We start from the raw sequence: 14,213 nt of genomic DNA, 5'->3' as shown, positions 1-14,213 counted from the left end.
CCACCACGCGGTTGGTGGGCAGGCGGAAGAACTCCATCGCGCTGGCAGCGTTGCGCATCATCCAGGCGAACAGCTTTTCGCGCCAGATCGCCATGCCCGGCTTGGCCGAGGGCAGCAGCGTCTGGCGGGAGAGGAAGAAGCTGGTCTTCATCATCTCGAACGGGCCGCCGCAGATCTCGGTATGCGCCAGCGCGGCGGGCACATCGGTTTCCTCCATGAAGCCGTAGCGCAGCGTCAGCCGATAGAAGCCCTCGCCCAGGTTTTGGACGGAGAAGCGCTGATCGGGCTCGACCCAGGGCTCGTCCTGCACCTCTACTGTCAGCACGATCACGCGTTCGTGCAACACCTTGTTATGCTTGATGTTGTGCAGCAGCGCCGATGGCACGCCGACATTGGTGGAGGCCATGAAGATCGCCGTGCCCGGCACTCGCGCCGCACTGCCGTGCGCGCTCTTGGCGAAGACGTTGAGCGGCAGCGCCGCCTCGGTCATGCGATCGCGCATCAGGCGGCGGCCACGGTTCCACGTGGTCAGCAGGGTGAAGGCGATGAAGCCGATCAGCAGCGGGAACCAGCCGCCATCCGTTATCTTGGCCGCGTTCGCCGCGAAGTAGGTGCCATCGACGATGAAGAACAGCAGCGCCACCGGCACGGTCAGCCACTTGGGCCATTGCCACAGCACCACGAACAGCACCGTCATCAGGCAAGTGTCGATCAGCATCGCCCCGGTCACCGCGATGCCATAAGCCGACGCCAGGTTGGATGAGTTGCGGAAGATCAGCACCAGCACGATCACCCCCCACATCAGCGCGAAATTGACGAAGGGGATGTAGATCTGCCCCACTTCATGCTCACTGGTGTGGCGGGTGGAGAGGCGCGGGATGAAGCCCAGCTGCATCGCCTGGTGCGTGATCGAGAATGCGCCCGATATCACCGCCTGGCTGGCGATGAAGGTGGCGCAGGTCGCCAGGATCACCAGCGGCAGGCGCAGCGATTCGGGTGCGAGGTGGAAAAACGGGTTCTCCATCGCCTGCGCGGCGGAGGCATCATCCATGCCCAGGATCAGCGCGGCCTGGCCGAAGTAGTTGAGCAGCAGGCACGGCATGACAAATCCGAACCAGGAAATGCGCATCGGCCCACGCCCGAAATGCCCCATGTCGGAATAGAGCGCTTCCGAGCCGGTCACCGCCAGCACCACCGAGCCCAGCGCCAGAAAGGCCAGCATCTTGTCGGTCAGGAAGAACTGGATCGCATACCACGGGTTGAGCGCCAGCAGCACGTGGGGCAGCTGGACCAGGTGCCAGATGCCCAGCACCGCCAGCACCACGAAATAGATCACCATCACCGGGGCGAACAGCGCGCCTACCTTGGCAGTGCCGCTCTTCTGGATCAGGAAAAGCGCGATCAGCAACACCAACGCGATCGGCAGCACCAGCGGGCCGAGTCGGCTCTCGACGACCGTCAGTCCCTCCACCGCCGAGAGCACCGAAACCGCCGGGGTGATCATGCTGTCCCCATAGAACAAGGCGGTGGCGAACACGCCCAGCAACACGACCAGGCCGGACTTGCGCGATTGACTGAGTTTGCCGGAGATCAGCGCCACCAGCGCCAGGCTGCCGCCCTGCCCCTTGTTATCGGCGCGCATCAGGATGCCGACGTACTGGATCGAAACGACCAGCGTCATCGACCAGAAGATCAGGCTGACGACGCCCAGAATGTGCAGTTCGTCGATCGCCAGAGGGTGTGGGCCCACGAACGTCTCGCGAAAGGCGTAAAGCGGACTGGTGCCGATATCGCCGAACACCACGCCGATCGCCCCGAAGGCGAGCTTGCCCAGGCTGTTGACGTCCTTGTGGGATTTGGGCGGAACCGCCTCCACCTGCGCCGTCGCCGGATCGACGACAGCGCCATCGGCAGACGCGTTGGTATCAGCGGAATCCCGCGATGCATCACTCATGCGTGCGCCCCCGTGATCACGCTCAAGCACCGTCCTGCATCTGCGGCATCGGCGCGCGTTAGCAGCATGCCATCAGCCTAGCAACGCGTCTCAACGCGGGCGCTGGCCGCTTTGTTGCGCGGCGATCAGAACATCGATGCGCATCAGCTTGTCTTCCAGCTCGGCCCGCCACTTCGCATCGGGCGGTGTCGCCTTCAGCAGCCGCTGCCAAAGTTCGCGCGCTTCCTGGAATCGCCCGGATTGGGCGAGCGCCAGACCCAGGAAAAACGGCGGCCCCGGCTGCTCCGGCCCGGCCTGCGCAGCGCGGCGGTAGGCGTAGAACGCTGCCGGGGTCAGCTGGCCCTCCGCATGGGCGACCAGCGCGTTCGCCATCGCCAGCCAAGCCTCGGCGTTCTTCGGATCGTCGGCGGTGGCGGCGCGGAGCATCGCGGCGGCATCGGCGAACTGGCCGTTTCGAGCCAGGGCATCCGCCACGATCACCCAGCGGTCGGTGGGCGGTATCCCGCTTTTCGTCACGCGGCCACGCGCCCGGACGAGCGCGGCCGGATCGCCGGACACGGTTTCCTGCGCGGTCTTGGGCGCGGCAGGCATATCGGGACGGCCCTGCCAGGCATAGCCGGCAACACCCAGCGACAGGGCCGCGCCCAGCGCTTCCCAGCCCCAGCGCGGTGCGCGCAGGACGAATGCGGCCACCAGGAACGCAGCCGCCGCCAGGGCGATCACGAGCACCCAAGTCATGCGCGTCTTCCGAAAACGAAGCGGTTGCGCAGCAGGAACGCCGCCAGCGCGATCAGGGCGATGGGCAGCACGAACAGCGGCCATGTCAGCGTGGAGACGCGCGGCGCATAGCTGACGTAATCACCATAGCGCTCGATCAGCCACGACCGAATCGCCTCGGGTTGCTCACCCGCGGCGATGCGCTCCCGCACCAGCGACCGCATCGAGCCCGCGATCGGCGCATCCGAATCCGCGATAGACTGGCCTTGGCATTGCAGGCAGCGCAGCGTTTCCATCAACTTCTGCGCCTTGGCCTCCTGGCTGGCATCGTCCAGCTGGCGGTAGGCATAGGGCGCGGTCGATTCCATTTCCTGCGCGATGACGGCCGGCGAGAGCATCGCGGCGATGGCCAGCATCAGCACCAGACCGAGTCGGAAGAGCGCGCGGCTCACTTCGCGGCTTCCAGCTTGCCCAGCAGCAACGCCACATGCTCGGGCCGGATCTCACCGATGTGCTGATAGCGGACGCGACCCTTGCCATCGATCACGTAGGTTTCGGGAACACCGGAGGAGCCCAGCGCCAGTTGCACCGAGCCCGCATTGTCCGCGCCGATCCGGCTGTAGGGATTGCCATTCTCCGCCAGAAAGGCCTGCAAGGCGTCGGGGCGATCGCGCACCGAGATGCCGTCGATCGTCACGCCGGCCTTCGCCAGCTGCGCCAGCTGCGGCGCCTCCACCCGGCACGGCACGCACCAGCTGGCAAAGATGTTGAGCAACCGGGGGCGACCGCCGGAAAGATCGGCACTTTTCAAACCGGCCTCGCCGGGCAGCGGCGACGGCAGGTTGAACGAGGGCAGCGGGCGGTCGATGAGGGTGCTGGCGACATTACGGTCAGCCGGGCGTAGCAGGCCCACCGTCACCAGCACGACGAACACGACGAACAGCGCCAGCGGCAGCCAGATCGCCCAGGCCGGCCCCTTGCGCGCGGAGGAAGGCGGCGTGCCGCTCATCGGCCCTGGCTTTCGCGACGGTCGGCGATGCGGGAACGGGCCACGATCCGGCGCCAGTCACTCAGCACGTGGCCGATCACCGCCAGCACGCCGCCCAGCGCGATCAACATGCCGCCCAGCCAGATCAGCGTGACGAACGGCTTCCACCACAGCCTGATCTGCCAGCGGTTGTCGGACGCTTCCTCCCCCAGCACGGAATAAAGCTGGCCGTTCCAGCGGGTCAGCAGGGCGGACTCGCTGGTCTGCTGCGCCGGTGCCCAGAAATTTCGCGCTTGCGGGCGCGCGACTTCGACCGCGCCCCTGGCGTAACGCACCTCCAGCTTGCCCTCCAGCGCGGTCCAGTTCGGGCCGGCGACGGGGTCGACACTGGCCAGGCGCACGCTCCACGGGCCGACGGCGGTGCTTTCGCCCACGCGAAGGGCCACCAGCCGCTCCACCGAGTACGCGCTTTCGCTCGCCATCCCGAGCAGCGCGACGGCAACGCCGAAGTGCGCGATCACCATGCCCCAGATCGGCAGCGGGGTGCGGCGCAGGTTCCGATCCCGCAAGGGCAGGAAGCTGGCGACGGCAAGCCCGGCACCCAGCGCCAGCCCCAGGTACGGCAGCAGACCCGCCCCGCCGATCATCAGCCCCGCCAGCAGCGCGACGACCACCATCGCGGCAGGCAACGCCAGGCGCTTGCCGATGCGATCCAGCTTGTCCTGACGCCAGCGCAGCAGCGGGCCGACCGCCAGCACCACCAGCATCGGCACGAAGAACAGCGCGCTCACCGGGTTGAAGTAAGGCGGGCCGACCGAGACTTTCGCGCCCATCGCCTCTGCCGCCAGAGGATAAAGCGTGCCGAACAGGACGATGCCCAGGATCGCGGACAACAGCACGTTGTTCATCACCAGCGCGCCCTCGCGGCTGACCACGGTGAAGCGCTCACCCTCGGTCACCGTCCCGGCACGCAGGCCGAACAGCGTCAGCGCACCGCCGATGTTGATCGCCAGTAGCGCCAGGATGAACGTGCCGCGCTGCGGGTCCACCGCGAAGGCGTGAACGCTGGTCAGGATGCCCGATCGCACCAGGAATGTGCCGACCATCGACATCGAGAAGGCGACCACGCCCAGCATGATCGTCCAGGCGCGCAAGGCGTTGCGCGCCGCCAGTACGCCGCACGAATGCAGCAGCGCCGTCGCCGCCAGCCAGGGCATCAGCGAGGCGTTCTCCACCGGGTCCCAGAACCACCAGCCGCCCCAGCCCAGCTCGTAATAGGCCCAGTAGGAGCCGGCGGTGATGCCCAGCGTCAGGAATATCCACGCCCCCAGCACCCAGGGCCGCATCGCACGGGCAAAGGCGGGGCCGACTTCGCGGGTCACCAGCGCGCCGATGGCAAAGCTGAACGCCACCGACAGGCCGACGTAGCCGAGGTAGAGCGTAGGCGGATGGAAGGCGAGGCCCAGGTCCTGCAACAGCGGGTTCAAGCCGTTGCCCTCCGCCGGGGGCGTTGCCAGCCGCTCGAACGGGTTGGAGGCGATCAGCAGGAAGGCGTAGAAACCCAGGCTGACGAACGCCTGCCCTGCCAGCGTCGCCAGCATCGTGCGTTCCGGCAACCGGCGTTCCACCAATGCCACGAAGCCGCCCGCCAAGCCCATCACCGTGACCCACAGCAGCATCGAGCCTTCGTGATTGCCCCAGGCGGCGGCGATCTTGAAGACCAGCGGCTTCATCGAATGCGAGTTCAGCGCCACCAGCTTCACCGACAGGTCGGTGACAGCGAACACGCGGATCAGCGCGGCGAAGGCGACAAGCGCCAGCAGCCCCTGCACCACCGCCACCGGGCGCACGACATCGCCCAGCGCACTGCCTCTCGCGGTGAGCGCCAGCGCGCCGCCGACCAGTTGCAGCACGGCCAGGGCGGCGGCCAGCCAGAGCGCGGCAAGGCCCAGCTCGGCGATCATGATCGGCACCGCGTCATTGGGTTTCGGCCACGACTTTCCGGGCTTGCGCCTGCGTCATGTTCTGCATCTCGCGCGGCACGTAATTCTCGTCATGCTTGGCCAGCAGGTTCTCGGCCTTGAAGGTACCGCCCGGCTGCATCCGCCCTTCGGCGACCACGCCCGACCCCTCGACGAACAGCGAGGGCACGATGCCCGAGAACGAGACCGGCACGCGCGATTTCCCATCACCGACGATGAAACGGATCGTCACGCCATCCGGTGCGGTCTTGAGCGAGCCCTTTTCCACCATGCCGCCCAACCGCACGAAGCGGTCCGCCTCCGGGGGCTTGGCCACGATCTCGCTCGGCACGTAGAAATAGCTCGCCTGACTGCGCAGAGCCCATGCGGCCAGCAGCCCGGCCAAAAGCACCACCGCCAGCGCGATAACCAGCAGGACCAGGCGCTGGTGCTTGGCCTTGATCCGGGGAGAATGCGCCGTCGCCATCAGCGCTTCCGGCTCTCATCACGCCGTTGCTCGGCCCGGCGCATGGTGACCCAGGCCCAGGCGATCATCAGCGCCGTGCCGATCACGCCCACCGCATAAGCCGCGATCACGAAGTCCCACTGGTCGAACGCTTCGCGCATCTCAGGCGAAGCCCCCGAACGCTTCGGCGGCCTCGTCTGCCGCGAAGGCCTTGCGGCGCAGGCGTGCTTCGGCCTGCGCTTCGGCCAGGATCGCGCGCATCCGCATCAGCACCACGCCCGCGAAGATCAGGGTAAAGCCAAAGGCGGCGGCCAGCAGCGGCCACAGGAACGCGGCATCGATCGCGGACTTGCCCATGGTGATGCTAGGCGGCTGATGGAGCGAGTTCCACCACACCACCGAACGGTTGATGATGGGCACGTTGATCGCGCCGACGATGCCGAAAATCGCCGCGACCCGGCCATTTCCGCCGTCCCGCCGGGCGACGTCCGACAGCGCGATATAACCGAAATAGAGGAACAGCAGCACCAGCATGGACGTCAGCCGGCCATCCCACACCCACCAGGTGCCCCAGGTCGGGCGGCCCCAGATCGAGCCGGTGACAAGACACAGCGCGGTGAACACCGCCCCCGGCACGGCAGCGGCGCGCGCGGCGATGGCGGCCAGCGGGTGGCGCCACACCAGTTCGGTCACGCTGGCGCCGGCGATCGTCATCCAGCCGGCCATACCCAGCCAAGCCGCGGGCACATGCAGGAACAGGATGCGCACGGTATCGCCCATCAGCCGGTCTGCCGGGGCCCAGATCAGCCCATAGGCCAGCGCCACCGCCGCGATGGCGATGCCGGGCAACAGGCAGAGCGGCGTCAGCCAGCGCGCGAGTCGCAGAAATCTGGCCGGGTTGGCGAAGCCGTGCATGACAGGCGCGCTTCTACTCGCCGCTGCCCGCCCCGCAAGGATAACTTGGTGACGGGCGCGCGATTTCAGCGGTCGATCAGGCGCTGGGCCATGGCATCGGCCACTACGTCCGGCGTGCGGCCGCTGTGCTCGGCCTCGGTCCAGATCGTCTGGAGTCGGCCGGGAATGGCCTCCACTGCGCTATGGACTTGCGCGATGTCACAGGCATGACCATCGCGGCGCGCCAGGTATTCCATCGTCACGGCGATGATGCCGCCGCCGTTGATCACATAGTCCGGCGTGTAGAGAATGCCCCGCTCAGCCAGCATCGCACCATGTTCGGGGCGCGCCAACTGGTTGTTCGCGCCGCCCGCCACGATCGGGGCGCGCAGTCGGGCGATGCCGGTACCGTCCAGGATCGCACCCAGGGCGTTCGGGCTGAACACGTCGCATTCGACATCCATGATCGCCTCTGCCGGCACGGCCTGCCCGCCCAGTTCCTGCGCCAGAGCGGAGGCACGCGCCGTATCGACATCGGCCAGCGTCAACCGCGCGCCGTCCGCCGCGAGCAACCGTGCCGCGCCGCCGCCCACGCTGCCGGTGCCCTGCACCGCGATATGCACGCCTTCCAGATCGTCGCGACCCAGCTTGTGCGCCACTGCTGCCTTGATGCCCAGGAACACGCCCTTGGCGGTGAACGGGCCGGGATCGCCGCCCGCCGCCGCGCTGTCCTGCGTCGGAAGACCAGTAACGTAGGGCGTGCGGCGGGCGATGGCCACCATGTCCGCCTCACCCATGCCCACGTCTTCGGCGGTGATATAGCGCCCACCCAGCGAATCGATCGCGTCTCCGAAAGCCGCCAGCAGTTCGGGCGATTTGCGACGATCCGGTCCCGCCAGGATCACGGCCTTGCCGCCACCCATCGGCAGACCGGCCATCGCGTTCTTGTAGCTCATCCCGCGTGACAGGCGCAGCGCATCGCGCAAGGCAGCCGCGGGCTCGGCATAGTGCCAGAAGCGGGTGCCGCCCGCGCCCGGTCCGAGATGCGTGGAATGCAGCGCGATGATCGCGGTCAGCCCGCTATGGCGATCGTGCACGAAATGCACGCCCTCATGATCATCGAAATCGGCTTCGGTCCAGAAAGCGGTCAAGGCATCGGCTCCAAGATACGGCCAGATGCGCTGGAAACGGGAATAGTGGGGCGACTGATGGGGTTCGAACCCACGACCTCCGGTACCACAAACCGGCGCTCTAACCAACTGAGCTACAGTCGCCACAATCCCGGCGCGCATGCCGAAGCCGGCGCTTAGGATAACCCTGTCCATCGCGGCAAGCGCGATCGAAGCGGGAGCGCGCCTTCGCACAAGGCATGGCATCTTGCAAAGCAAAAGTTGGACGAGGCCGACGGTTCGCGAAACAAAATTACAAAGGCCGTCCGGTCGGTCTGGTGAGCGTTCGAATCAAAGGCGAATTTTTTGCCATGCTCCACACGTCGCGGCCTTATTGCTCCCCCAAACGAAACGGATAAGGACGCCGATCATGGGCCCCGGCGAATCATCGAGTGACATCCTGCTGCGCGCAGGGCTGCAGCGCGTGCCGTCTCAGCGGCTCGAACTGTTCATCAAGCGGGACTTCCTCGATCCCGCGCATTGCGAGACGCTGATCGACCTGATCGAAGCGGAGCGGCGCCCCTCCACCATCGCCAACCACAACGGCGACGACAATTTCCGCACCAGCGAAACGTGTGATCTCCACCACGATCATCCCGCCGTGGCGGAGTTGGATCGAAAGCTTGCCGAAATTTCCGGCATCGATCCGGTCTATGGTGAACGCCTGCAGGGCCAGCGGTACGAAGTGGGCCAGGAGTTCAAGGCCCACACTGACTATTTCGAGCCCGATCACGCGGACTACCAGACCTATTGCAGCGTTTCAGGCCAGCGCACCTGGACCTTCATGATCTACCTGAACACGGTGGAGGCCGGGGGCGCCACGCGCTTCAAGGTGATCGACAAGATCATCCAGCCAGAGGTCGGCAAATTGCTCGCCTGGAACAATCGCCGGCCCGATGGCTCGCTCAACGCCGCCACGCTGCACCACGCGATGAAAGTGCGCAAAGGGCTAAAATACGTGATCACTCGCTGGTATCGCGAGCGCCCCTGGGGCTGACCACGCAAAGGGAGCGCCAGGCGCTTACGGCCAGGCGCTCACCTTCGGGCTTACTTCTTGGGCGCGGCCACCACCGCGCAGGCGATCCGATCGCCCGCATCGCCCGAAGGCTGAGTCTTGTAGTCGTCAGGCTTGGCGTGGATCACCAGGGCCGACCCGTCCGCATCGGCGAGCGACTTCGGCCCCGCCGCCAGTGTGACGCCGGTGTTCAGCAGTTCAGCCTTCAGCATGCCGTCCGCGCCGACGAAGGCGTTGGGCATGTCGCCACCGTGGGGACCACCCGCGACCATCAGACCGTGCTGCATCTTCCCGGCCGCGAAATGGGCGCCTGCCGTCGTGAATTTCTGCGCGGCGTCGCACATGCCTTTCTCGTGGAAATGAAAGCCATGCTCTCCGGCAGGCAAGCCTTTGAGGTCAGTCTTCACCAGCACGCCCGTGGGGGTATCCTGCAGCATCACCATGCCCATGGTCTTGCCGTCCGCGCCGATCACATCCGCATGAACCATCGCGCCTTGCGCCATCGGCGCGCCGGGCTTGGCCATCTCATGCTCCATCGCCGAACCGTGCTTCATCGGCTTGGCCTGATCGGCCAGCGCGGGAACGGCCATGATGGCGGCGGCGGAACTTATCATCACAACGAAGCGGTTCATCAAACATCTCCCACTAAGGCCCGGGTAAGGCAGCACTGAGCCCACAACGATGCGCCGGGCGAAGAGTTGCGCCGATTGGCCGCTCAGTTCCAGGAAAGCGGCCTCGCCACTTCCTCCAGCGGCTTGCCCTCGTTGTCGAGCCCGATCACCCACGCCACGATCGCCGCCCCGATCATCAGCGCCGCGCCGAAAGCGTAGCCCAGCATCACCTGATCGCGCGATCCGCTTTCGATCAGCAGGCCGAAGAACCACGGCGCCGCCACGCCGCCTATTCCGGTACCCAGCGCATAGAAGATCGCGATCGCCAGCGCGCGGATTTCCAAGGGAAAGCTCTCGGCGACGGTGAGGTAGGAGGCGGATGCAGCGGCCGAGGCAAAGAAGAACGTGACGCTCCAGCACAGCGTCTGCGTGATCGCATCCAGCAGCCCTGCGTGAAACGCCAACCCCGTCAGCAACAGCAGCACGCCTGACGCTGCATAGGTCAGCACGATCATCGGCCGCCGCCCGACGGTATCGAAGAAACGCCCCAGGATCAGCGGTCCCAGCACGTTCCCGGCAGCGAACGGGAGGATATACCAACCGACCGCGGCCGAGGGCACGGCATAGAAATCCGTCAGCATCATCGCGTAGGTAAAGAAGATCGCGTTATAGAAAAACGCCTGCGCGATCATCAGGCTCAGCCCGTAGATGGTGCGCTGCGGGTAGGTCTTCACCAAGGCCCGGAACACCTCCGACAGCGGCGTGGCGTGGCGGGTGGTCACGACAACGCGCGTATCGGGTACGGGCGTGAGCATCAGACCCTCAGCGATGATGCGCTGCTCGATCCCGGAGACCACCTCGTCCGCCTCCGCCACGCGTCCGTGAATCGCCAACCAGCGCGGACTTTCGGGAATGAAGCGGCGCAACCAGATGATTACGCAGCCGATAACCGCGCCGGCGAAAAACGTAAGCCGCCATCCCAGGTCGACACCGAAATGGCCGGTGTCCAGCAGCACCAATGACAGTCCTGCCGCCATCGCCGCGCCCGCCCAATAGCTGCCGTTGATGGCCAGGTCAGTCCAACCGCGCCGCCGCGCCGGGATCAGTTCCTGGATCGCCGAGTTGATCGCGCTGTATTCGCCGCCGATGCCCGCCCCGGTCAGGAACCGCAGCACTGCGAAGCTGGGCAGGTCCCAGGCAAAGGCGCTGCCCGCCGTGGCGAGAAGGTACAGTCCCAGCGTGACGCTGAACATGCGCTTTCGCCCCATGCGGTCGGTCAACCAACCGAACACCAATGCGCCCAGCACCGCGCCCGCGAGATAGGCGGAATTCGCCAGCCCCACTTGCGAGGCACTCAGCCCCAGGCTCTGCTCGCTGCGCAAAGCCCCCGCGATCGAACCCGCCAGCGTCACCTCAAGGCCATCGAGAATCCAGGTAATGCCCAGCGCCACCACCACGAGCCAGTGGAAGCGGCTCCACGGCAACCGGTCCAACCGCGCCGGCAGTTGCGCTGCCAGACGATCGCTACGGACATCGGGCGATGACGAGTTCGGGGTAGCCGGTCCTTCCATCACGCCAGCCTAACCGCTTGCCCCCTCGGTGCAACCCTGAGGGGGAATACGGGGGCTATCGGTCACCCGCCGTTATGCACATGGTGAGACACTGCGCATGTCGAAGGGACATTGCCATGATCGCGCCACAACTCGCCGCCCAATCCCCCCGCCCTGCATTGGCCGCCCCCAAGGCGACGGCTCCGATCCGTGTTCGCGTGGAACTGGGCGGCGTCGCCCCCTCGCACGAGGCCGTGGCGGACGTGTCGCTACAGGGGTGCAGCCTGGCGGTGAGCAACGACCTGCTGCGGCCCGGCAGCTACGTCACCGTCTCGCTCCCGGGGGGCAAACCGTTGGGCGCGCTGGTTCGCTGGTCTCACAACCATCGCGCGGGCCTAGAATTCCTGCGTGGGCTCACACCGGACGAGCCGGAGTGGCTGGCGTTGATCGCCTGACCCTCGCGAAAAACGACTCCACGAAAAAGGGCGGCATCCTTGCGGAGCCGCCCTTTTGTCGATCGGATCGGGGCCGATCAGTTCTTCTTGAGGCTGAGCCCACCGAAGCGCTTGTTGAACTGCGCCACGCGGCCACCGTCCTGCAACTGCGCCTTGCCGCCGGTCCATGCCGGGTGCGAGGTGGGATCGATGTCCAGCACCAGCGTATCACCCTCGGCGCCCCAAGTGGAGCGGGTCTGGAAGGTGGAGCCATCGGTCATCTGAACCGTGATGGTGTGATAGTCGGGGTGGGTATCGGCCTTCATCGTGGTGAACTCTCTTCGCTGGGCCGGTTCCGACCGGCCTGAATTCGGAAAGGCGCGCCTCTAACGGCGAACCGCTGAAATTGCAAGAACAGGTTGGCATGGCGGACCGGATCGGCCCACGATGTATTGGCCGTTCAACTGTCGGCGATCATCGCGGTGAAGTTGACCTCGCAGGTCACCTTGTCCTCGATGGAGGCCTTGCCCCAGAACTTGCACACCCTTGAACGCTTCTGCACGAAGCCGGCCCGCAGGGTGAGCAACACGCCAGGCTCCACCGGCGCGCGGAACTTCGCCTCCTCAATCGCCATGAAGTACACCAGCTTGCCGGTGCCCGCGAGGCCGAGGTTCTCCACCGCCAGGATACCGGCCGCCTGCGCCAGCGCCTCGATCTGGAGAACGCCGGGCATGATCGGGCGGCCGGGAAAGTGGCCCTGGAAGAAGTTCTCGTTGAAGCTCACCGCCTTGACTGCGTGGATCTCCTCCTCCGTCACCGACACCACGCGATCGACGAGCAGCATCGGATAACGGTGCGGCAGCGCCGACAGGATCTTGGCGTGATCGTACGTGGTTTCGGTGTCGGCCATGGCTTGCAACGCTACCCTATCAGCGGCCGGAAGGCTGGCTGGCCGCGGGAGCCGGAGCGGCTGCGGCCGGAGCAGCGGCCTGCCCCTGGGCTTGGCGCTGTTCACGCACTTCGCGCGGCAACCAACCGGCCGGCGGCACCAGCTGCGCCGAAGGCAGCGCCGTGTTCAGCTCGGCCAGGATATCCTGGCTGAGATTGTAGGCGTTGTTGTTGACCGCCAGGATCGCATCGGGGTTGAGGACGATCGAGATCTTCTTCTTGGCCATCGCGCTCTTTACGGCCTGGTCCAGCCGATCCTGGATCTGCTCTTGCACATACGCGCGCGACAGGGCGACGGGCTGGAGGATACGCTGGATTTCGGCCTGGCCGTTCTCCTGCACCTGCTGGATCGAAGCCGCCTGCTGCTCCAGCGCGGCCTGGCCGACCTTGCCGCCCTGGCGATCGGCGTTGAACTTGTCGGCCAGCGGCTTCAGCTGCGCGTTGATCGCGGTGCTGCGCGCGTTGGCCTGATCAAGCTGCGCCTTGTAAGTCGTCTGGCGCTGGGTCTCGGCGGCCTTGAAAGCGTTGGAGTTGGCGATCACGGCGTCCAGGTTGGCGATGGCCAGGCCCGGGACGAGCGTACCGGCAGCCTGAGCCAGCGCGGGCTGAGCGATGCCGGCGGTCCCCAGCAACAGGCTCGCGATCACGGCGGACTTGAGAATGGTCTTCATCAGAATTGCGTTCCCACGTTGAAGTTGAAGGGTTTTGTATCGTCGCCGTCCTGCTTCACCAGAACCTTGGAGAAGTTGATGCGGAAGGGACCGAAAGGAGAATTCCAGTTCACGCCGATACCGACAGAAACACGCGGCTTCCAGGTATCACCGACGAACTCTTCCCTGAATGGGTTGATATTCTGTCCAATCGGCTTGTTGTTAACCTGACAATTAGGCGCGGTAGGAGGAGGAGGCGTCGTCTTGTTCCCACTCACAACCGTAGTTCCTGTTGGGCAGGTCTGAGTAAATTGCTGATTTCCGTTGGCATCCAACGTCGGAATAGGGATGACTTCACGGAAATCCTTCTGCTCTCCCAATGGATTCCGGACGCCCCATACCGAGCCAGCATTCACGAATATTGAAGGCCGCAGCCCCAGTTCGCGAGCACCTGAACCGAGAGGAATTTCGACCTCAGCCTTGAACAGGTAGTAGTACCGACCGCCGAGGGCGTCATCCGTCCAATCACGCCGCCGCTCGGACAACTTGTCGCCCGCAATGACGTCGCGCGTCAGCAGGTTGCCATCCTTATCGGTGTAGGGCTTTCGCAGCACACGAGGGCCGACGCCACGGATGTCGAAGCCGCCAATTTGCGGTTCACCCAAGTAGAAGCGATCGACTAGACGAATCTGGTCATTGTTCAAAGACTTGATCGCGCCGCCCTCACCAGAGAGCGAGAAGATGAAGCCCTTGCCCAGGTTCTGGAAGCGAGAGGCATTCGCGCGGAGGCGGACGTATTTCACGTCGCCACCAAGGCCCGCGACATCGCCATTGATGGCGGCGGTAATACCACGGG

At 65.6% G+C, this 14,213-nt stretch carries 17 protein-coding genes and 1 tRNA gene; 2 read left to right on the top strand and 16 right to left on the bottom strand.

Annotation, left to right across the window (positions count from 1 at the left end):
* The 10 genes from ACHWRX_RS01925 to ACHWRX_RS01880 form a co-directional block, all read right to left on the bottom strand.
* Nucleotides 1-1,954: potassium transporter Kup (locus ACHWRX_RS01925; RefSeq protein ID WP_394657887.1), on the bottom strand; the 1,954-nt coding region annotated here is incomplete at its 3' end.
* A 90-nt stretch (nt 1,955-2,044) separates the two neighbouring features.
* The gene (locus ACHWRX_RS01920) at nt 2,045-2,692 is read right to left on the bottom strand and encodes a tetratricopeptide repeat protein (RefSeq protein WP_394657886.1); all 648 of its coding nucleotides are present in this window, start codon (nt 2,690-2,692) and stop codon (nt 2,045-2,047) included.
* The gene (locus ACHWRX_RS01915) at nt 2,689-3,087 is read right to left on the bottom strand and encodes a cytochrome c-type biogenesis protein (RefSeq protein WP_183616868.1); all 399 of its coding nucleotides are present in this window, start codon (nt 3,085-3,087) and stop codon (nt 2,689-2,691) included. Before ACHWRX_RS01915 ends, ACHWRX_RS01920 begins: the two co-directional genes overlap by 4 nt.
* Before the next feature lie 32 nt (nt 3,088-3,119).
* Nucleotides 3,120-3,680 (bottom strand): DsbE family thiol:disulfide interchange protein, encoded by a 561-nt coding sequence (locus ACHWRX_RS01910; RefSeq protein ID WP_394657885.1) that lies wholly within the window; start codon nt 3,678-3,680, stop codon nt 3,120-3,122.
* Entirely contained in the window at nt 3,677-5,623 is a 1,947-nt protein-coding gene (locus ACHWRX_RS01905; protein WP_394657884.1) for a heme lyase CcmF/NrfE family subunit, read from the bottom strand. The genes ACHWRX_RS01910 and ACHWRX_RS01905 overlap by 4 nt, the downstream gene beginning before the upstream one ends.
* Before the next feature lie 13 nt (nt 5,624-5,636).
* Nucleotides 5,637-6,107, bottom strand: a complete 471-nt coding sequence (gene ccmE, locus ACHWRX_RS01900; RefSeq protein WP_394657883.1) for a cytochrome c maturation protein CcmE — start codon at nt 6,105-6,107, stop codon at nt 5,637-5,639.
* Nucleotides 6,107-6,247 (bottom strand): hypothetical protein, encoded by a 141-nt coding sequence (locus ACHWRX_RS01895; protein ID WP_193753239.1) that lies wholly within the window; start codon nt 6,245-6,247, stop codon nt 6,107-6,109. The genes ccmE and ACHWRX_RS01895 overlap by 1 nt, the downstream gene beginning before the upstream one ends.
* Before the next feature lies 1 nt (nt 6,248).
* The gene (gene ccmC / locus ACHWRX_RS01890) at nt 6,249-7,001 is read right to left on the bottom strand and encodes a heme ABC transporter permease CcmC (protein WP_058736010.1); all 753 of its coding nucleotides are present in this window, start codon (nt 6,999-7,001) and stop codon (nt 6,249-6,251) included.
* Between the two features lie 65 nt (nt 7,002-7,066).
* Entirely contained in the window at nt 7,067-8,131 is a 1,065-nt protein-coding gene (locus ACHWRX_RS01885) for a Glu/Leu/Phe/Val dehydrogenase (RefSeq protein WP_394657882.1), read from the bottom strand.
* A gap of 46 nt (nt 8,132-8,177) precedes the next feature.
* Nucleotides 8,178-8,254, bottom strand: a tRNA-His gene (locus ACHWRX_RS01880).
* A gap of 262 nt (nt 8,255-8,516) precedes the next feature.
* Between ACHWRX_RS01880 and ACHWRX_RS01875 the strand changes: the two genes are divergently transcribed.
* Nucleotides 8,517-9,146 (top strand): 2OG-Fe(II) oxygenase, encoded by a 630-nt coding sequence (locus tag ACHWRX_RS01875; RefSeq protein ID WP_288486896.1) that lies wholly within the window; start codon nt 8,517-8,519, stop codon nt 9,144-9,146.
* Nucleotides 9,147-9,196: 50 nt separating this feature from the next.
* Here the strand turns inward: ACHWRX_RS01875 and ACHWRX_RS01870 are convergent, their stop codons facing one another.
* Both ACHWRX_RS01870 and ACHWRX_RS01865 read right to left on the bottom strand, forming a co-directional pair.
* Nucleotides 9,197-9,796 (bottom strand): superoxide dismutase family protein, encoded by a 600-nt coding sequence (locus tag ACHWRX_RS01870; protein WP_394657881.1) that lies wholly within the window; start codon nt 9,794-9,796, stop codon nt 9,197-9,199.
* 83 nt (nt 9,797-9,879) lie between these two features.
* On the bottom strand, nt 9,880-11,346 hold the full coding sequence (locus tag ACHWRX_RS01865; RefSeq protein ID WP_394657880.1) for an MFS transporter: 1,467 nt from the start codon (nt 11,344-11,346) through the stop codon (nt 9,880-9,882).
* Between the two features lie 116 nt (nt 11,347-11,462).
* On the opposite strand from ACHWRX_RS01865, the gene ACHWRX_RS01860 reads away from it, so the two are divergent.
* Nucleotides 11,463-11,780, top strand: a complete 318-nt coding sequence (locus ACHWRX_RS01860; RefSeq protein ID WP_394657879.1) for a PilZ domain-containing protein — start codon at nt 11,463-11,465, stop codon at nt 11,778-11,780.
* A gap of 77 nt (nt 11,781-11,857) precedes the next feature.
* Here ACHWRX_RS01860 and rpmE read toward each other — a convergent pair whose 3' ends face one another.
* The 4 genes from rpmE to ACHWRX_RS01840 form a co-directional block, all read right to left on the bottom strand.
* Nucleotides 11,858-12,085, bottom strand: a complete 228-nt coding sequence (gene rpmE, locus ACHWRX_RS01855; protein ID WP_058736005.1) for a 50S ribosomal protein L31 — start codon at nt 12,083-12,085, stop codon at nt 11,858-11,860.
* A gap of 134 nt (nt 12,086-12,219) precedes the next feature.
* Nucleotides 12,220-12,669 carry a 3-hydroxyacyl-ACP dehydratase FabZ gene (gene fabZ / locus ACHWRX_RS01850; RefSeq protein ID WP_058736004.1) on the bottom strand — a complete coding sequence of 150 codons (450 nt, stop codon included), beginning with the start codon at nt 12,667-12,669 and terminating at the stop codon, nt 12,220-12,222.
* A gap of 19 nt (nt 12,670-12,688) precedes the next feature.
* Nucleotides 12,689-13,378 (bottom strand): OmpH family outer membrane protein, encoded by a 690-nt coding sequence (locus ACHWRX_RS01845; RefSeq protein WP_394657878.1) that lies wholly within the window; start codon nt 13,376-13,378, stop codon nt 12,689-12,691.
* A partial coding sequence (locus ACHWRX_RS01840; RefSeq protein ID WP_394657877.1) for a BamA/TamA family outer membrane protein occupies nt 13,378-14,213 on the bottom strand: 836 nt, incomplete at its 5' end. The genes ACHWRX_RS01840 and ACHWRX_RS01845, both read right to left, overlap by 1 nt.

This window comes from uncultured Novosphingobium sp. (assembly GCF_964277725.1).
Classification (GTDB): domain Bacteria; phylum Pseudomonadota; class Alphaproteobacteria; order Sphingomonadales; family Sphingomonadaceae; genus Novosphingobium; species Novosphingobium fluoreni.
This window is presented reverse-complemented; position numbering and strand designations above follow the sequence as displayed.